Source organism: Paenibacillus sp. EKM211P (genome assembly GCF_011066175.1).
Lineage (GTDB): Bacteria > Bacillota > Bacilli > Paenibacillales > Paenibacillaceae > Paenibacillus > Paenibacillus polymyxa.
The window spans coordinates 53,127-70,553 of the sequence record NZ_JAAMNS010000003.1; the positions used below are offsets into that span (position 1 = coordinate 53,127).

Consider the following 17,427-nt stretch of genomic DNA (forward strand, 5'->3'; position numbering starts at 1 on the left):
AACGCAGTGCATTATAGGTAACTATCCATAGTTTTAAAATCATCCCAAAAAACGAGATGGAGGGATCAAATGAACACGCGTAAAAGGAAAACCAAAGTATGGCTGATCACACTGGCAACTTCTCTCATTGTGGCTTTGACACCAGCTCTTCCGGCTCAACAGGCTTATGCCGAGGCAGAATCGGATGTAAAAGTCATCGACATCTTTAGCCGGACGGTGAACGACTATGGTATAGATCTGGTCGATTGGCAAGGGTATCTGGCGAACCCATATGTGAAGCTAAAAGTGAAGCCGCCTGCCAATGCCGCTTTTCCGTTAACCGTTACGTTAAAAGCGCAAGGCACGTCCCGACTGATGATGGATTTGCCAAGTACGCTGTCGGCGCAAGGAGCAAGCAAAACGCTGACCTTTGCCAATGCACAGGAGGAAAAGGATTTCCGGCTGGCTATTCATCCTGACCGGATTGGAGGAAACGGTGAAATAGAGAACTATACATTGTCTATGTCCGTTGCCGAAAATAACGGCCACACAACCACTCAGTCTATTCCGATTCGTGTGCTAGATCAGGACGATAATGAAGAACCCACAATCCCCCTCCATTTTGACTACAGATTCGATACGATCAAGCCTTATTTCAATGACGCGGCTACCAAAAAAGCCGCAGAGCTGGCAGTGAAGGACTGGTTCTATTTCTTTGATCTGAAGCCGTTTGATGAGGTTCCTGCCAATGCGGAAATAAACCATCTGCCAGGAGATGATTGGCAAAATGAAATACAGGTGACGAATAACAAACCCTACAAAGGCATGTGGGTATTTATGAGGGGGCTAAATGGGCCGTATTCTACGGGCTTTCCGGCAGCGAATGGCAATTATCATACACGTAACGGTGTGACCGTCCCAGGGAACTTAAACCGTTCCTATAGTCTGATCCTGGATTTCTATGATGATGCCATTCCATTCACATCGGTGGACGATGAAGAATGGTATCAATCCGATCTGTCCAAGGTGACGGATGTGCATGGGCTGATCATGCACGAATTCGGTCATGCAATTGTATTCAGCGACACGTTCCCAGGCGTCAAGGCGCTAAAGGAAGCGGCTGGCAATGACCCGGATATTATGGCCTATCAGCACAGACCGGCTGCATTGGACGACAGCTATCATCTCTCTGGAGAGCTTGCAGAGGTCGATAGATTGAGCGGACAAAATGGAGGCTGGCGCCACCTGTTCCCAACCCGGCGCTGGATGAACACGAAGCTTTCGCTGCTTGTAGCAGAAAAGGCAGGCTGGCCGCTGCGCAAGGACCTGACTCCTTTCCTCGCGCCAGAAATCATAACAAAGCAACTGCCAGCACCCGTCAAAGGAAAGACATACACGGCCAAGCTGGAAGCCAAGGGAGGCGTACCATTTTACGATTGGACGGTGACCGGCGGTCAACTGCCCACAGGCTTTACACTGGACCGCTTTACAGGAACGATTAGCGGAAAAGCAGACAGCGGAGCAGCCAACAAGACGTATACGTTCACCATACAGCTGCGGGATTATGACGAGCTGAGCAAGCCTGTCACACAAACCTTTACGCTCAAGCTGTAATGAATGCCCCCAAGAGGTGGCTGTCCCGAATGTCTTGACTGAACTTGGATGGGGCTGAATGACTATAAAGCAACTTGCCTAAATAGAGCTTTGGGGCAAGCCGCCGGATTGTTTTCCATTCATATGGAAACGGTTGAAGGGAGGGAAAACGAATGAAACACGATGCGGCGGATCTGGTCATTGTAGGCGGTGGAATCATCGGTACAGCTATCGCTTATTATGCAGCTAAATCTGGTATGAAGGTCGTGCTGGCTGAACGAGGGGAAATTGCTGGAGGTACTTCTTCCCGATGTGATGGAAATATATTGGCAATCGACAAAGAGCCCGGCTTTGACAGTCGGATGTCACTGTTATCACAGAAGCTGGTGGCAGAGCTGGCTAAGGAACTGGAAGATGAATTTGAGTATCGTGCGCCTGGAAGTATTCTTGTCTGTGAAAACGACCAGGAGATGCAGGCCGCAGAGCAGTGGGTCACCCGCCAGCAGCAGGAAGGGCTTCCGTTTCGCATGCTGGATCAGCAGGATTTGCAAGAGGAATGGCCGTATCTAGCCAAAGATTTGCCGGGCGGACTGGAGTGTGCGACAGATTCTACTGTAAATCCGGTGCAGATGACGTATGCCCTGGCCAGGGCCGCGCGTCGGATGGGAGCCAGGCTATTGCCGCGCATGCCGATACAGTCGGTTCTCAAGGACGAAAGGGGGAACACCTGCGGAGTGGAGACGCAAAACGGCGTGATCCATGCTGATGCAGTAGTGTTGGCCGCAGGTGTATGGACACGTAGCATCGGTGATTCGCTAGGTTTGGACCTTCCGATTATACCGCGCAAAGGACATATACTGGTGTCTGCCCGAATGCCTTCGATCGGAAACCGCAAGGTGATGGAGTTCGGTTATCTGATGAGCAAGTTCGGAGGTCAGCGGAGTGTAGATGAGGTTTATGAAAAATACGGTGTAGCGCTGGTATTTGAGCCCACCGCATCCCAGAACATTTTGATTGGCAGCAGCCGTCAGTTTGTCGGTATGGATACAGGAGTTGATCAGCAGGTGATTCGCTTAATCGCCCGCAGAGCCATTCGCTTCTTTCCTGCCTTAGCCAATGTGCCGCTGATGAGAGCGTATACGGGTTTGCGTCCATGGACCCCTGATCATTTGCCCATCATATCCGCAGTGGATGAAGTACCGGGGCTATTTATCGCTTCAGGCCATGAAGGAGATGGTATTAGCCTGGCGGCGGTTACGGGTAAGCTGGTGACCGAAATGGTACGCGGCGAACCCACTTGTATTCCGGTAGAGCCGCTGCGTTATGACCGATTCGGAGAGGCTTTTACCAGCCACGATATTCACGGGGAGGTAACTGGATGAGTGCAGCGGGCAGAATTACTACGATTGATACTCATACGGGAGGCAATCCGACGCGGACAGTCATCCACGGCGCGCCTAAGCTGGTAGGGCATACCATGCTGGAAAAGATGACTTATATGGCAGCGCACCATGATGATTTTCGCCGTCTGCTGATGTTTGAGCCGCGTGGTCATGAGGTGATGTCAGGCTGCATTTTAACAGAGCCTTGTCATCCAACTGCAGATATGGGTGTGGTCTTTATAGAAACAGGCGGCTATTTGCCGATGTGTGGTCACGATACGATTGGCGTCTGCACGGCACTGGTGGAAGGTGGCCTGATTGCTGCGGATAAAAAATCTATATTGCTGGACACTCCGGCAGGCCCGGTTCAAGTACGGCTGGATATAGATGAGGGCAAGGTGAAACAAGTAACGTTCACCAATATTCCTTCCTTTGTGTACCGCCGTGAGGTGGAGGTTCAGGTAGAGGGCATCGGTCGAGTTACTCTTGATATTGCCTATGGAGGTAACTTTTACGGCATTATAGAAGCGGCTTCCATCGGTCTTGCACTGGATCAGAGCAATGGGACGAAAATTGTACGAACAGCGGTACAGATTCGGGAGGCAGTGAATGCTGCTGTTGAGGTAGTACATCCTGAAAATCCGGTTATTCAAGGATTGACGCATATTGAATTTTACGGAGAACCCGTGGCTTCACAGGCCGATTGTCGCAATGTTGTCGTCATTCCGCCAGGCGGTATCGATCGCTCCCCTTGTGGCACAGGAACCTCGGCCAAGGTAGCGGTGTTGCACGCCAAGGGAAAGCTGGGCTTGCACGAGCCGTTTGTGCATGAAAGCATCACAGGCTCCATGTTTCGGGCTGAAATTGTGGGCGAGACGCAGGTAGGTCCTTATCCGGCCGTGATTCCGCAAATTACAGGCTCGGCTTGGGTGACGGGACATCATCAATTTGTGCTGGACCCTGACGACCCGCTGAGAGAAGGATTTTTGCTGATGTGAGCATTTTGCATCATTTAAATAAGAAAATAAAAATGGGAGAGGGTAGGTGAGCATATGGCACGTTTTGAAGGTGTATATGTGGCCTTGGTTACACCGTTCACGGCAGAGATGGAGGTCGACTACAAGCGTCTGACCGAGCTGTGCGAGCATCTGATTGCAAGCGGTATTAGCGGACTGGTACCTACGGGATCGCTGGGAGAGTATGCTGCTTTGTCTCCAGAGGAACGATCGCAGGTGGTGCATACGGTCATTGACGCTGCGGCGGGACGTGTTCCTGTTGTAGTCGGCTCGGCCGCTCCATCCACTAAACAGGCGGTACATTGGGTGCAGCATGCCAAGGATGCCGGGGCAGCGGGTGTCATGGCGTTGCCGCCCATTAATTATAATCCATTGCCCCATGAGGTAACGACTCACTATGAAGCATTGTCAGAGGTGGGCCTGCCGATCATTGCGTATAACAACCCCCATGATTACAAGGTTGACCTGACCCCGGATATTCTTGCGGACTTGTCACATATTGAGAATATTGTAGCAGTCAAGGAATTTTCCGGGGATGTACGGCGTATTCACGCTATTTTGGACCAGACAGAGCTGGAGGTCATGGTCGGAGTAGATAATCTGGCGATGGAGGGAGCATTGTTCGGCGCGACAGGCTGGATTTCGGGGGTACCTAATGCGTTACCAAAAGAAGGAGTAGAGCTGTTCCGGCTTGCGCAGGCGGGAAATTTGGCGGAAGCGTCCGCGTTGTATCGCAGACTATTGCCGCTGTTCCACTACGATGCCAGTCCGCAATTGGTGCAGTCCATCAAATATATGATGGAGCTGGCTGGATTCCCGGTCGGTCCGACACGGCCGCCCAGACTTGCGTTGCCACAGGCGGATTATGACCGGATTCGTGAAGCTTTTGAGGTGGCAGTTCGTCCGAGCGGGGTTTCATCTTGAATGGGGGTGAAGACGATGGAGAGCCGAAATTGGATTGGCGGTGAGTGGCTGAGCCCTTCCGGCGAGGAGATGGTGGTTCGTAATCCTTCGGCGTTGCAGGAAGAAGTGGGGGTCGTCCATTTCTCCAATGAGCGTGATATTGCCCAGGCCGGGGAAGCAGCACGACTGGCACAGGCAGGATGGGCAGCATTAAGCCCGGCAGCACGGGGAGCTTACTTGTTCAAAGCAGCCGGGTTGTTGGAGACAGCCGCACTAGAATTGGCTGAGCTGGCCAGCAGAGAAATGGGCAAGCCGATTACCGAGATGCGAGGAGAGGTGATGCGAGGTGTCCACCTGCTTCGATATTATGCGGCAGAGGGTGTACGTTCCATCGGTACAGTCATTCCTTCGAATGAGTTGGGAGTACTCCAATACACGAAGCGTATCCCGCTGGGGGTAACGGCTGTCATAACGCCGTGGAATTTTCCGGTAGCGATTCCGCTGTGGAAAATCGCTCCTGCACTCTTGTGTGGCAATACGGTCATTTGGAAGCCTGCCGAACATGCTTCATTAACCGCAGTACGGATCGCTGAGCTATTCGAGGCGGTGCAGCTTCCACCCGGCGTACTGAATCTCGTCATTGGGCAGGGGAGTCGTATAGGCGATGCCCTACTGGAGCATCCAGCATTGGAGGCGGTCAGCTTCACGGGTTCTACCGCTACAGGTTTGGGCATTGCTGAACGGTGCGCACGTCGGAACATCAAATACCAGACTGAGATGGGCGGCAAAAATGCTGCCGTGGTGCTGAAGGACGCGGATGTGTCGCAGGCGGTGGCGATGATTGCCAGCGGTGCCTTTCGATCAGCCGGACAAAAATGCACGGCCACCAGCCGGGTGATTGTAGAACGGTCTGCCTATGAGATGTTCACAGAAGCTTTACGCCAAGTGGTGGAAAAAATCCAGATCGCTCCAGCGCTTGACCCCGGTGCGTATCTCGGACCTGTGGCATCCAAGAGTCAGTACGAGAAGGTCATGTCCTATGTATCGCTAGCTCGCCGGGACGCTGATATTTTGGCGGAAGGTGGAACCGCCGCCGGGACAGATAACGGTTATTATGTGCGTCCACTGCTGGCGGCTGGTCTGGATTCGTCCCACACCTTGATTCAGGAGGAGGTTTTTGGCCCAGTCATCAGTGTCATACAGGCCGACGACTTTGAGGATGCGATTCGGCTGTGCAATGATTCTATTTATGGGTTAAGCGCTTCCCTGTTCACCCGCGATTTGCGGCTTGCTCATCGGTTTCTGGATGAAGCGGACGCGGGAATGGTACGGGTTAATCAGGAGACGGCGGGAGTTGAGTATCAGTCTCCGTTCGGTGGTCTGAAGCAGTCAAGCTCACATACCCGGGAACAGGGTCAGGCGGCGCTGGATTTTTATTCAGCGATTAAAACCTGTGCGATCAGCTATGCGTAAACGCGCGACGGAACGAAGTGATACGGTTGGGACGGAAGTGCAGGGGGAAAAGACCCATTATGCAGAAAACCAGTATGCTGAATCTCCGGGTGTGCAATCAAAAACGTTTGGTGCGTCAGGCCATGTGCTTGTGTGTCGATGTGAAGAAGTGAGTATTGCACAGATGGAGCAGGCCTGCCTCATGGGTGTGGATACTGTTCGCCAGCTTAAAATGGCTACGCGGGTGACTATGGGGGCATGCCAGGGCAGGGTATGCCGACAATTAGTGGAATCATGGTTTTACAATCAGGTTCCTGCTGCCCGCCGGGAGGCGGAGTTGTTATCTCAAAGGCCCCCGGTGCGTCCCGTAACGTTCGGTCAGCTGGCAGAAGGAGGTTCCCTATGAGCCGTGCACGTATCGTAAATCATCCGATTTTGGGACCCAAGCCAGAGCGGCGGCAAGTATCTTTCATGTTTGATGGTCGTCCCATGCAGGGATTGGCTGGAGAACCACTAGCGGCAGCGCTCCTCGCCAGCGGTGTCCGTTTGCTGAGAAGGCATGAGGAATCCGGTACGGCCAGGGGCGTATACTGTGCTATTGGGCACTGCAACGAATGCCGTCTGACGGTTCATCCGTTTGGTACGGTTCGTTCCTGTCTGACCAAGCTGGAAGAAGGTATGGTGGTGGAAACCGGACGGCAGCTTTCGAATGAAATCACAGGGAGAATTGTGACATGAATAAAATGGCACATCTCATCGTCATTGGCGCAGGTCCGGCCGGACTGTCTGCAGCGGCATCGGCTGCTGAACAAGGATTGCCAGTCACGGTACTGGATGAGTTTACTCAGCCGGGTGGACGTATGCCCGGGCAATATCATGAGGAAGGCAGTCAAGGCTGGTGGATCGGAAAGCATGTTTCGGATGAGCTGATTACCCGCTGCGCGGAGCTTGGGGTGGACATTCGCTGTGGCGTTTCCGTACATGGCATGGAATATACGACAACGTGGGAAATTTCCACTTCCTGTGGATTGCTCACGGCTGAGTACGTATTGCTGGCGACTGGAGCGGCTGAGATTCCCGTTCCGCTGGATGGCTGGACGTTACCGGGTGTAATGTCCATCGGGGCTGCGCAGGTGCTGACCAATGTTCATTACGTCAAGCCGGGAGAGCGCGGCATCATCGTAGGCATGAACGTATTGTCGATGGCGATTGCCCGCGAGCTGTCCGTCGCCGGGGTGAAGGTGGCGGCGATTACACTGCCGTGCGCGGGTCCGCTGGCTGGTGCAGCGGCAGATCCGACAGCCTCCGCGAAGCTGCTGCTTCAGCTGTCGGGGTTGGCGCCTGCCGCCTGGATGCGCGCCGGCGGCAAGCTGGCAGCGACGATGCGGATGGAGAAGCTCATCGCGCGCTGCTATCCCCACAGAGGCTTCCGTCTGTGGGATATCCCGATCCGTTTGCGGACAGCAGTGCAGTCCGTCAACGGGCAGGACCGGGTCGAATCCGTGACCCTGGTCCACGTTAAACCGGACGGCTCGCCGATTGCTGGCAGCGAGCGCGTCGAACCCGCCGACTTCGTGGCGTTGAGCGGCGGCTTGTATCCGCTCGCTGAGCTGGCGGCGGTAGCCGGGTGCAAATTCGTGTACAGCCCTGAACTGGGTGGGCATGTTCCACTACATGGTGAGCGAATGGAAACCTCGCTCAAAGGACTGTACGTTGCCGGCAATATTACCGGCATCGAAAGCGGGCTGGTCGCCATGGCTCAAGGGCGATTAGCAGCCGCTTCCATGCTCCATGCTGCTGGACTTGGTGGAGCAGGCGGGGAACAACGGGTGCAGGAGGCAATCCGTGAGGTTCATTTTGCACGGAAACATGCGCTAATTCAATTTCACCCCGGCATTACAGAAGCGAGAACACAGCTGTACCAGCAGTGGGGGCAAATCTTTTCTGGGAGCGGCGCGTAACGGCTCGTTAGGTTGAATATACGTTTTTTACTCCAAATTTGCCTTAAAGGAGGAACGGAAGATGACTCTTAAAGCAAAGGCCCATATGAAAGCAGCACCGTTCGCACTGAACGAGGTGGTATTGGCTGAAGGTCCCTTCAAGCAGGCGATGGAGCTAAACCGATCTTACCTGTTGGAGCTTGAGCCTGATCGTCTGCTGGCGCGTTTTCGGGAATATGCCGGGCTTGCGCCCAAAGCGCCTCAATATGAAGGCTGGGAAGCGATGACTATTTCCGGTCATATGCTGGGACATTATTTGTCCGCTTGCTCCATGATGTTTGCTTCAACAGGCGATGAACGTTTTAAGGAGATCGCACATTACATTACGGATGAACTGGATGTTTGCCAGGCGGCGCATGGTGACGGATATGTATCTGGTATTCCTGGGGGAAAGGAACTTTTTGAAGAGGTATCTGCCGGAAATATTCGTTCGAAGGGCTTTGACCTGAACGGTGCCTGGGCTCCTTTGTATACACTACACAAGTTATTCGCTGGTTTGCGTGATGCGTATCATTTGACAGACTGTGACAAGGCATTAGGTGTAGAGCGCAAACTGGCGGACTGGCTCGAAGGAATTTTGAAGCCGATGAGCGATGAGCAGATGCAGCAGATGATGTTTTGCGAATATGGAGGCATGAATGAGGTATTGGCGGATTTGTATGCGGATACCGGGGAAGAGCGCTACTTGCGGCTGGCTGAGTGCTTCTGGCACAAGCTGGTGCTGGACCCGCTTAGCTCACAGGAGGATTGCTTACAGGGCATTCACGCCAATACACAGATACCGAAACTAATCGGGCTTGCCAAGGAATATGAGCTCACGAATGACACGAAGCGTCGGAAGACGGTAGAATTTTTTTGGGAGCGGGTGGTGGATCACCATTCGTATGTCATTGGCGGCAATAGCTTTGGAGAATATTTTGGAGCGCCGGATGGCTTGAATGATCGCATCGGACCGCATACGACGGAGACATGCAACACCTATAACATGCTCAAGCTGACTAATCACCTGTTTCAGTGGAATGTTTCTGCCAAGGAAGCGGACTTTTATGAGCGAGGTTTATTCAATCATATTTTGGCTTCTCAGGACCCGGTTCACGGGGGTGTTACGTATTTTCTGTCGCTGGCCATGGGCGGGCACAAGCATTTTGAAAGTAAATTTGATGATTTTACATGCTGTGTGGGCACAGGGATGGAAAACCATGCGAGCTACGGTAGCGGCATATATTTTCACGATCACGATAAGTTGTATGTCAATCAGTTCATTGCTTCTACGCTGGCATGGAAGGACACAGGTGTTACGCTAAAACAAACTACGTCCTATCCAGACACGGATCATACCACGCTGGAAATTCAATGTGATCAACCTGCACCATTTATGCTGCTCATCCGCTATCCTTATTGGGCTGAAAAAGGGATCACTATCTGTGTAAACGGCAAGGAACAGTCGGTTGAATCAGAACCGGGCAGCTTTGTCTCTATCGCTAGAACCTGGCTTGATGGTGATGTTGTTGAGGTGACAATTCCGATGTCGCTCAGACTGGAGCAGATGCCAGATAACCCGGATCGGGCGGCTGTCATGTATGGACCGCTGGTGCTGGCAGGTGATCTGGGACCCTTAGAAGATCCTAAAGCCAAAGAGTTCCTCTATACCCCGGTATTCATCCCTCCAACAGAAGAACTGGATCATTGGATACAGCCCGTGGAGGGCAAAACGAATACATTCCGTACCTTAAAAGCAGGGCATCCCCGAGATGTGGAACTGTCTCCGCTGTATAAAATGCATGACCGTACCTATTCAGTCTATTGGGACATTTTTACGAAGGAAGCATGGCAGGAGGCGGAAAAGGAATACACAGCAGCACGCGAAAAGCTGGCGATTCTGGAGCAGTGCACGATTGACTTTGCCCAACCCGGAGAAATGCAGCCGGAGCGGGATCACAACTTTCAGGGAGATGCTTCGACTCGCACCGGATATGTGAATAACCGACCTTACCGGAATGCGGGAATTGACGGCTGGTTCTCTTTCGATTTGAAGACAGATCCGATTGCTCCAATGCTGCTGGTTATCACCTATACGGCTACGCTGGAAATGCCAAACTGTGATTTTGATATTTGGATTAACGGTCATCTGCTTGAGCATTTTAGTGAAGGCTTTGATGAGGCTGACAAGTTTTACAACGTGAATGCCGCTATTCCGGCTGCATATCTGGAGGGTAAGGATATAGCCACAGTGACCTTCAAAGCCAAGCCTGGACAGCGTATCCGCAGATTGTTTGGGCTGAGGATGGTCAACAAGGATGTGTATGAGCGGCTATATCAAGCTGGGAGTCCAGGTGCACATGAATGATTTTTTGAGCTGTTTCGTGAGAAAATTAACGTTTGATTTTTAATCAGTAATGATTTAAAATGTAAGAAATATTGGATGATGCTGGAACAATCCATAGGATATGAACTGATATATTCATAGTTTTTGCGCGTGAAGCACACGGGCTGTTTCTTCCTTCAGAGGGAAGAGGCAGCCCTTTTTTGATGAGATTTTGCAGAAATATAAGTTATATAAGGAGGCAATTCTATGATTTAGAGCGGGAGATTTCTCATAGGAAATGATTTTTAGAGTAGTTATATTAGTTATTTTTCTTATAGATTTTGTAATTGGGAAACCCTATAATATATAAGTTGTATCCAGTATTTTCCGAAAGTGGGGATGCGATGAGTTTATGAGATTAGAGTTGATATACATAGTTTATAAGTTTAAGCAGACAAAGGGGATCGAGAGATGAGTATGAAAAAATGGTTGTTGAGTTTGACCGCAGTCACGTTGCTATGGGGCGGGGCAAGTGCGATTCCAATGACGGAGGCGGCAAGTAGCACCAAACCAATTGAAGTCTTATTAAATGCGAAAAAAATACAATTCCCGGATGCCAAACCTTTTCAGGATAGTAACGATTATGTGATGGTTCCAATCCGGTTTGTATCCGAGGCATTGGGTGCTAAGGTGGGCTGGGAGAAAACAGGCGGCCAATTAGCCGTGTCGATTAAAAATGATGCACATGCCGTTAACATGACAGTGGGACAAAACACCGCTACCGTGGATGGGCAAACGAAAACGTATGAAACGAAGATTATCTTGAAGCAAAACCGTACTTTTGTGCCGCTGCGGTTAGTGAGTGAGGGTTTGGGACAGACGGTAGAATGGGATAAGGTCAGCCGCTGGGTCTGGATTGGGAAGAAGGAAATCGCTGCGCTGGAGGATACGGGACATCAGGCAGTTAGTATTGAGCCGTATAAAAAGGCGATAAATACTACTCGAAGTCTCATCAATAACGTTGTAGGCAAGCCGTATGATAAAGTCGTGATTTTTAAACAATCCGATTTGCCTATCAAGTTACTGCATGACGTTTACACTGTTGAGCCGTACACGTCTTCGAAAGGTGTTCCTTACCTCAAGATGAGAGTGAAGACGAAGTCAACAGCGGGCAGTATTTTCTATCTGACTAAGAATAGAGATACACGTCTTCGTTACCCAATGGATGACTTGATGCAAGATAACGGTGATGGTACAAAGATAGTTTATTATCCAATTTATTCGTCTGGCGATGAACTCTTTCAAGGAATAAAGAATTACAAATCGTTTAAGCTATCAGATATTGAATACATTGGTTTTGACCTTGCTTCACAGGATTATATTCCGCTGATGGTCAACCCGTGGAAGGGTAATTAGGAGCATATGAAAAAGACACAACGCGTTCTGGCCGTATTACTGGTGGGGGTACTGCTACTGTTGCAGCTCCCACCGTTTTCTTTTCCCATAAACAGTGCGGCTGCCGAAACGGAAATTACGCCGTTATCTTACTTTGCAGATAGGAACAATCGCTACTTTGTTGGTATGATGTATTTCGACATGTGGAAGAACACAGCTGGGGTTTGGGTCACGGATGGCGGCAAGGAGCCTGATAAGGATATGCAGGGCGAAGCCAAATTCACATATAAGTTTCAGTTTCCAGGTAGAAAAATAAAAAGTGTTGAAGCATCACTTTATGACCCTAATACTGATAAGAATAAAAAGAATCTTGACTACTTTAAGTATTTCCAAGAGTCTCGAGCTGATAATTATATGGATTATGCACGTGCTATCAGTAAAGGTACACAAGATTCAGACATTCTGCCTTTTGAGAAACAGGGGATTGGAACGGAAACCACCATCATTCCAATTACATTAAATATGAGATTGAATGCGATAGGTCGAGCTAAAAATATAAAAGAAGAGAGCTGCCCTACCTGTGCCAAAGAAGTAGAAGCTTGGCGCATCTACCAGCCCATCCTATTCAAAATCGAACTAGAGAGCGCGCTCATCGTCAAGCATTTTACAACTGACGGAAAGTCACTTAACAACGTATTTACACCAATAGAAGATGAGCTAAAACCTAATCAACCGTATGATTTCACCCCGCCGACCAATCCGAAATATGAGTATGTGGGTTACAAGAAAAGCACGACAGGTAAACCGCCAAGCGGAGATATTTTGCCGGGAATTGTACCCGGGTTTACCTATGACGGTTCTTTTGAGCAGTTTACCGCTTACTTGTATTACAAAGAAGCTCAGGGCTGTCCTAAGCCTGGAGAAAGCCAAGAGGGAGCGCCCTCAGATTGCCAAGATCATGAACAGCCAACGAATGGTGTTGTCTGCTCCCGTCCCGTTCCAGGCCTGCGCTTGGAAACTGCCGAACTGGACCCAGTAGTATCTGCTGTGATCAAAGCGGACCAGCGTGGTCGGGAACGATTTGACGTATCTAAAGGTATTCCTACCTCTGAAAGCCTGTACGGTCATGTACAAGCCAAGAGATACCTTTTTCAACATAAGTTTGTGAACATGACGGGTCAGTGTACATATACAGTAAACGTAAAACGGGAGTACCGCTTGAGTTGGCGGCCTAAGAAAAAGTCTCGGCGGAATGAGACGGTGAAGCGAACGTATACTTACCAAATTGTCCGTCCGTACTCCTATTGGAAAATAGACAACTTGGAGGTATATGGCATCAAGGAGGCTACGTTGCGAAACTATGCGTTACCCAATGAAGCAATCACCCTGCGTCCGCAATCCTATACTCCCCCTTCTTATATTGCGGCGACCCAGGGTAACTTTTATCCGCCCCCTGCACCAGGCACAGTGGACGGAGGTAGTCGCAGCAAAAATGGCGGCAGCAGCAAGCCCAGTGTGCCTGATGATCGCAGTGTACTGAAATCTAAGGCAGAGGAGGCAGTTAAGGAAATCGAAGTGGAGAACGATACTTTGACCTTTGAAAACAAGATCATTATGAATCCAGAGCGCGTCAAGGTAAATGGCCCTAAACCAGGTGTGATTCCCTCTTCCGGAGCGATTGGGGCCGATGTGCTGTACAGTCCGAATCATGTGATTGATAAGCATAAGATCAATAAGCCCAACACGCCCAGCAGTGGTGACATCATTTACGCTATTCTCAAAGGAAATATCAATGGAGGTGCGGATAAAACGTTGCCGATACAGGGAATCAATACGGTGACTGTCCACACTCCCGTAGTGAATCTGTCTAAAGTATCGGATGATGCTGCTCATAATCAGAAAACCCAACCTACGAAGGGGCGATCGGCACTTATTTTGGAGCGTCCTTTTCGAGTGACGATTTCAACAGCAGGTCCGCATTTGAATATTCCCGGCTATGGTGATCGGGAGTATGCCAAATATGTACGAACCAAGCAGGTGCGCTTTCCGTTCGATGTGTACGACAAAGGGAAGACACATTTTTATCCGCGAGGTACCTGGATCGACATTCCGATGCTGCAGTTGGACACAGACTTTTATTTACCCGTATGGGTCGATGAGGGGAATTATACAGTTGAGTTCCGCACCATTGCCGAAAATGCACCGGATGGATTTACCGAACAGCGCCATGCTAACACGGATATCGCCCATCATGTTGCCAATGATGTGGTGAATATTGAAGTCATCGGACGGATGTATGATTTTCATATCACGGATATTGCTGATTACCATTGGGAGCGAGTATTTTGGCAGCAAAAAGGAAGCCCAATGCATAGCGGCCTGTCCTATTGGACAGGGCTTGGCAATATTGACGGGTTGCCCAGAGGGAACACGCAGCCCTTCACATTGCCCGTTCGCCCAGGTAGTCACCCACATGAAGGTTACGCAAATGTGGCGGTCAAGACAGGCTACCATTTCAAGTTTGACCTCAAAACCAAAGGCAATATGTTCAGCGCCCAGGATGGAATTCGCATTACCCCTTCATTTTATTGGGTGAGCAAAGATGGGCGACAGCGGGAAGAGGTGGATTTGTATACACATGCAGGCAGCCGAAAATTTATCCGTGTAGGATCGGCAGAGGACCGGGAAAAGCGATATGTTATTTTGAATGAACGGCTACGCAATGTCCCTATGGAGGAAATGCAGGATACAGCAGCCTACCAATATCAACATGGACTGAGTGAAGCAGAGCGAAGTCAGTTAATGCTGGAACGTTATGTGGCGCTGTATGTCCAGCGTATTACACGTAGCAAGACCTGGGTTGGACGCTACGACTGGCTAGTGCTGCCTGCTGCTGTGCGTACCTTGATCGGTCCAAAGACGGACCTGCCGGAGGGGGTTGATGCCGATCGTGCGAATGCGGCGATTCAGCGCTGGTATGGCGAGTATAGTCTGCCTGCTGATGTGTACGCCGTTACCAAAGGGACGGATTTGCACGAGGTCAGTCACCGTCAGGAGCTAAACGAGCATACAGATATATTCAAGAAGACAGGCTTTATAGTGGTTCACTTTAATTTGGAATCACTCCGTCAGGGGGACACCAAGCATCCACATTTGCAATATATTAATGGCCCGCTTTTGAACCAATGGCAACTGGAGGGATATCGTAGAGAGATAAAGGACCCGTACGGACACACCTTTCATTTACAGGATGGAGATGTCGTGTTTTATCATGCAGACCAGTCCAGTCGGGATGATTTTCGTTCATTTGTCCCTCACTAATTGGGAAATATACAAATTAAAGATAACCTAAACTTATCCTTTGCTTGTATAACCAGTAAAAAACAGTTGAATAAGCAGGAGAAGGGACGGGTTAATGTAAATCGAGCCAAATGAGCAAGCCTGGATTCTCATCCAGGCTTGCTCACTCTTGCATTGATGTTATTGGGCTGGCACAGGGATTTTCATTTCCAGTTCTTTGATATACGTTTTGTCGCCTTTCTTCACTTCGTTGCCAACCTTGTCATTCACTTGTCCCACAATGCTCCAGTCGGTAGGCTTGACGGTCAAAATGAACGGCTTAATCGTCACGTATTTCGTGCCCGGTTTAAGAGCATCGTACAGCTCATCCACATGATATTTTGTCTTAGGCTTGCTGTGGAAATAACCGAATTTGCGCTGCTCTAGAATGTTGCCCTGATCATCTGCAATATCGTAATACATCATCGTTGGCGCATACTCTCCCGTCTGCTCCTGGGAAGCAGGTACTTCACCTGTACTGTCCAGCACTAGACGAGTTGTAGTTGAGGTAGCTTTCAATTCCTTCACGGTATAGCTGAAGTTATTGCTGGTCTTCGTCTCATTCGGTTGGACCACAATCATGGTGTTGTCGATTTTCACCGGAACTTTGAATTCATAGGGCTCGTTGACACCTGTCATCGAAGTTTTAACCGTCAACTCAAACTCGTCCGGCAAAGATCCTAACTGCATGAATTCCCCCATGACGGAATTCTTTTTATGCGGATCATCACCGTATATGAATTGTTGAGAGTCAACCTTTTTTCCATTAATCTGTACTTCGGGATGCTTAAAGTAGCCCTTAAGCTGATTCTTCTCAGGCACTTGATGGGCTTTTAACCATTCATCATTACCACTACTTTCAGCATCCATAGGTACATAAGGACTTATAGAGCCTTCCGGCATATTCTCGCCTTGACGCTCAATGGAAAAGGACAGGCGTGTACCGTCATACAGAACATCGCTTAATGTGAGCGTAATTCCGTCATGCGTCACACTTTCATTAGGATGACTGAGAATGCCCTTATCTACAGCAGTCTGAATTTCATCCGAGCTCAATCCATAAAAAATACTGCCAATTCCGGGAATTTGCTTGAGTGTGGCCGCCATCGTGGGTGATACAAACCCGGCGCCTACCACTCCTGCCCCTAATATGCCAACTACGGATGCCGCCAGAACAGCCCGTTTTGCAAACTTTGGTTTCGTCGTCTTTCTTTGTATGGCTCTTTTTTCAATCTGCTTCATAATTTGATCACTCATACTGCCTCTGGGCATGACAGATTCATGGATCCAATTTTCCAACGGGTCCATTTCACGCTCATAAGGTGGTGTTAGATGTTTGTCCATTAACAAGTCCTCCTTTGCTTCTGTGGTCCAGCAGCTTGCGCCGAAGCCGCTCATATTTTTTGCGGATGGTTGCCGACTTTAAGCCCATGATGCTGCTAATTTCCTCAAAGCTGTATTGCTCGACAGCCTTCAGTAGCAGAATATGACGTTCTTCTGGGGTAAGATAAGTCAGCAGCTCTTCAATCACACTTATATAAGGTGATACTTGGGCGATGGACTCTTGTTCCTTGACCTGCTGAACCAGTTTGAGCCAGCGGCTGTGTTTCCTTTTGATATTCATTAAGTGATGATAGGCTATCTTGTATAGCCATGCCGAGAAGCTGGTCTGTCTGCTGTATTGATGAAGATGCTCATAAGCTCTGATAAAAATGTCCTGAACCGCGTCCTCTGTGGCTTCATGATTCTTCAAAATATAAAAGCAGTAGGTGTACATCTGACGCTCGAATTGCCGAATAATGATTTCATAAGCCTGCTGTTCACCAGCCTTGATACGTTCTATGGCCAGCTCAATCTGGCTGTATTTGTCCTGTGTATCCCCGGGGATGGTTGCCTGCAAGAGCTCACCTCCTTGTATTTATGTCTATATAACAATCGCAACGGGTCATTTTGTGACATCATTTTTGTGGAACCTTGATAGGTATGTATGTTTGATCACAGCTCGTTCATTTTATCATTTTATGATATTCGGATATTCTCACTTCAACTAACATGGTCGACTC

General features: G+C 49.7%; 13 protein-coding genes. 11 read left to right on the forward strand and 2 right to left on the reverse strand.

The features are described from left to right. Positions 1-69: 69 nt before the first annotated feature. The 11 genes from G9G57_RS06185 to G9G57_RS06235 all read left to right on the forward strand — a co-directional run bounded on the left by G9G57_RS06185 (position 70) and on the right by G9G57_RS06235 (position 15,346). The gene (locus G9G57_RS06185) at positions 70-1,593 is read left to right on the forward strand and encodes an Ig domain-containing protein (RefSeq protein WP_126666073.1); all 1,524 of its coding nucleotides are present in this window, start codon (positions 70-72) and stop codon (positions 1,591-1,593) included. 152 nt (positions 1,594-1,745) lie between these two features. After that, the gene (locus G9G57_RS06190; protein ID WP_164964667.1) at positions 1,746-2,954 is read left to right on the forward strand and encodes an NAD(P)/FAD-dependent oxidoreductase; all 1,209 of its coding nucleotides are present in this window, start codon (positions 1,746-1,748) and stop codon (positions 2,952-2,954) included. After that, positions 2,951-3,952 (forward strand): proline racemase family protein, encoded by a 1,002-nt coding sequence (locus G9G57_RS06195; protein ID WP_164964668.1) that lies wholly within the window; start codon positions 2,951-2,953, stop codon positions 3,950-3,952. The genes G9G57_RS06190 and G9G57_RS06195 overlap by 4 nt, the downstream gene beginning before the upstream one ends. Positions 3,953-4,006: 54 nt before the next feature. Continuing rightward, the gene (locus G9G57_RS06200; protein ID WP_025364158.1) at positions 4,007-4,894 is read left to right on the forward strand and encodes a dihydrodipicolinate synthase family protein; all 888 of its coding nucleotides are present in this window, start codon (positions 4,007-4,009) and stop codon (positions 4,892-4,894) included. Between the two features lie 15 nt (positions 4,895-4,909). Next, complete coding sequence (locus G9G57_RS06205; protein ID WP_107734112.1) at positions 4,910-6,346, forward strand: aldehyde dehydrogenase family protein; 1,437 nt, start codon at positions 4,910-4,912, stop codon at positions 6,344-6,346. Then, on the forward strand, positions 6,339-6,731 hold the full coding sequence (locus tag G9G57_RS06210; protein WP_102998673.1) for a (2Fe-2S)-binding protein: 393 nt from the start codon (positions 6,339-6,341) through the stop codon (positions 6,729-6,731). The genes G9G57_RS06205 and G9G57_RS06210 overlap by 8 nt, the downstream gene beginning before the upstream one ends. Continuing rightward, positions 6,728-7,063: a (2Fe-2S)-binding protein gene (locus G9G57_RS06215; protein WP_017426336.1), complete on the forward strand. Its 336-nt coding sequence runs from the start codon at positions 6,728-6,730 to the stop codon at positions 7,061-7,063. Before G9G57_RS06210 ends, G9G57_RS06215 begins: the two co-directional genes overlap by 4 nt. Next, the gene (locus G9G57_RS06220; RefSeq protein ID WP_107734111.1) at positions 7,060-8,286 is read left to right on the forward strand and encodes an NAD(P)/FAD-dependent oxidoreductase; all 1,227 of its coding nucleotides are present in this window, start codon (positions 7,060-7,062) and stop codon (positions 8,284-8,286) included. The genes G9G57_RS06215 and G9G57_RS06220 overlap by 4 nt, the downstream gene beginning before the upstream one ends. Before the next feature lie 61 nt (positions 8,287-8,347). Next, complete coding sequence (locus G9G57_RS06225; protein ID WP_102998671.1) at positions 8,348-10,672, forward strand: glycoside hydrolase family 127 protein; 2,325 nt, start codon at positions 8,348-8,350, stop codon at positions 10,670-10,672. A 429-nt stretch (positions 10,673-11,101) separates the two neighbouring features. Then, positions 11,102-12,046 (forward strand): copper amine oxidase N-terminal domain-containing protein, encoded by a 945-nt coding sequence (locus G9G57_RS06230; RefSeq protein ID WP_164964669.1) that lies wholly within the window; start codon positions 11,102-11,104, stop codon positions 12,044-12,046. A gap of 6 nt (positions 12,047-12,052) precedes the next feature. Beyond that, complete coding sequence (locus G9G57_RS06235) at positions 12,053-15,346, forward strand: DUF5704 domain-containing protein (protein ID WP_164964670.1); 3,294 nt, start codon at positions 12,053-12,055, stop codon at positions 15,344-15,346. A gap of 159 nt (positions 15,347-15,505) precedes the next feature. On the opposite strand, the gene G9G57_RS06240 is transcribed toward G9G57_RS06235, so the two are convergent. Beyond that, entirely contained in the window at positions 15,506-16,708 is a 1,203-nt protein-coding gene (locus G9G57_RS06240; RefSeq protein ID WP_164964671.1) for a DUF4179 domain-containing protein, read from the reverse strand. Next, positions 16,680-17,264 carry an RNA polymerase sigma factor gene (locus tag G9G57_RS06245; protein WP_017426342.1) on the reverse strand — a complete coding sequence of 195 codons (585 nt, stop codon included), beginning with the start codon at positions 17,262-17,264 and terminating at the stop codon, positions 16,680-16,682. Before G9G57_RS06245 ends, G9G57_RS06240 begins: the two co-directional genes overlap by 29 nt. Positions 17,265-17,427: the final 163 nt, after the last annotated feature.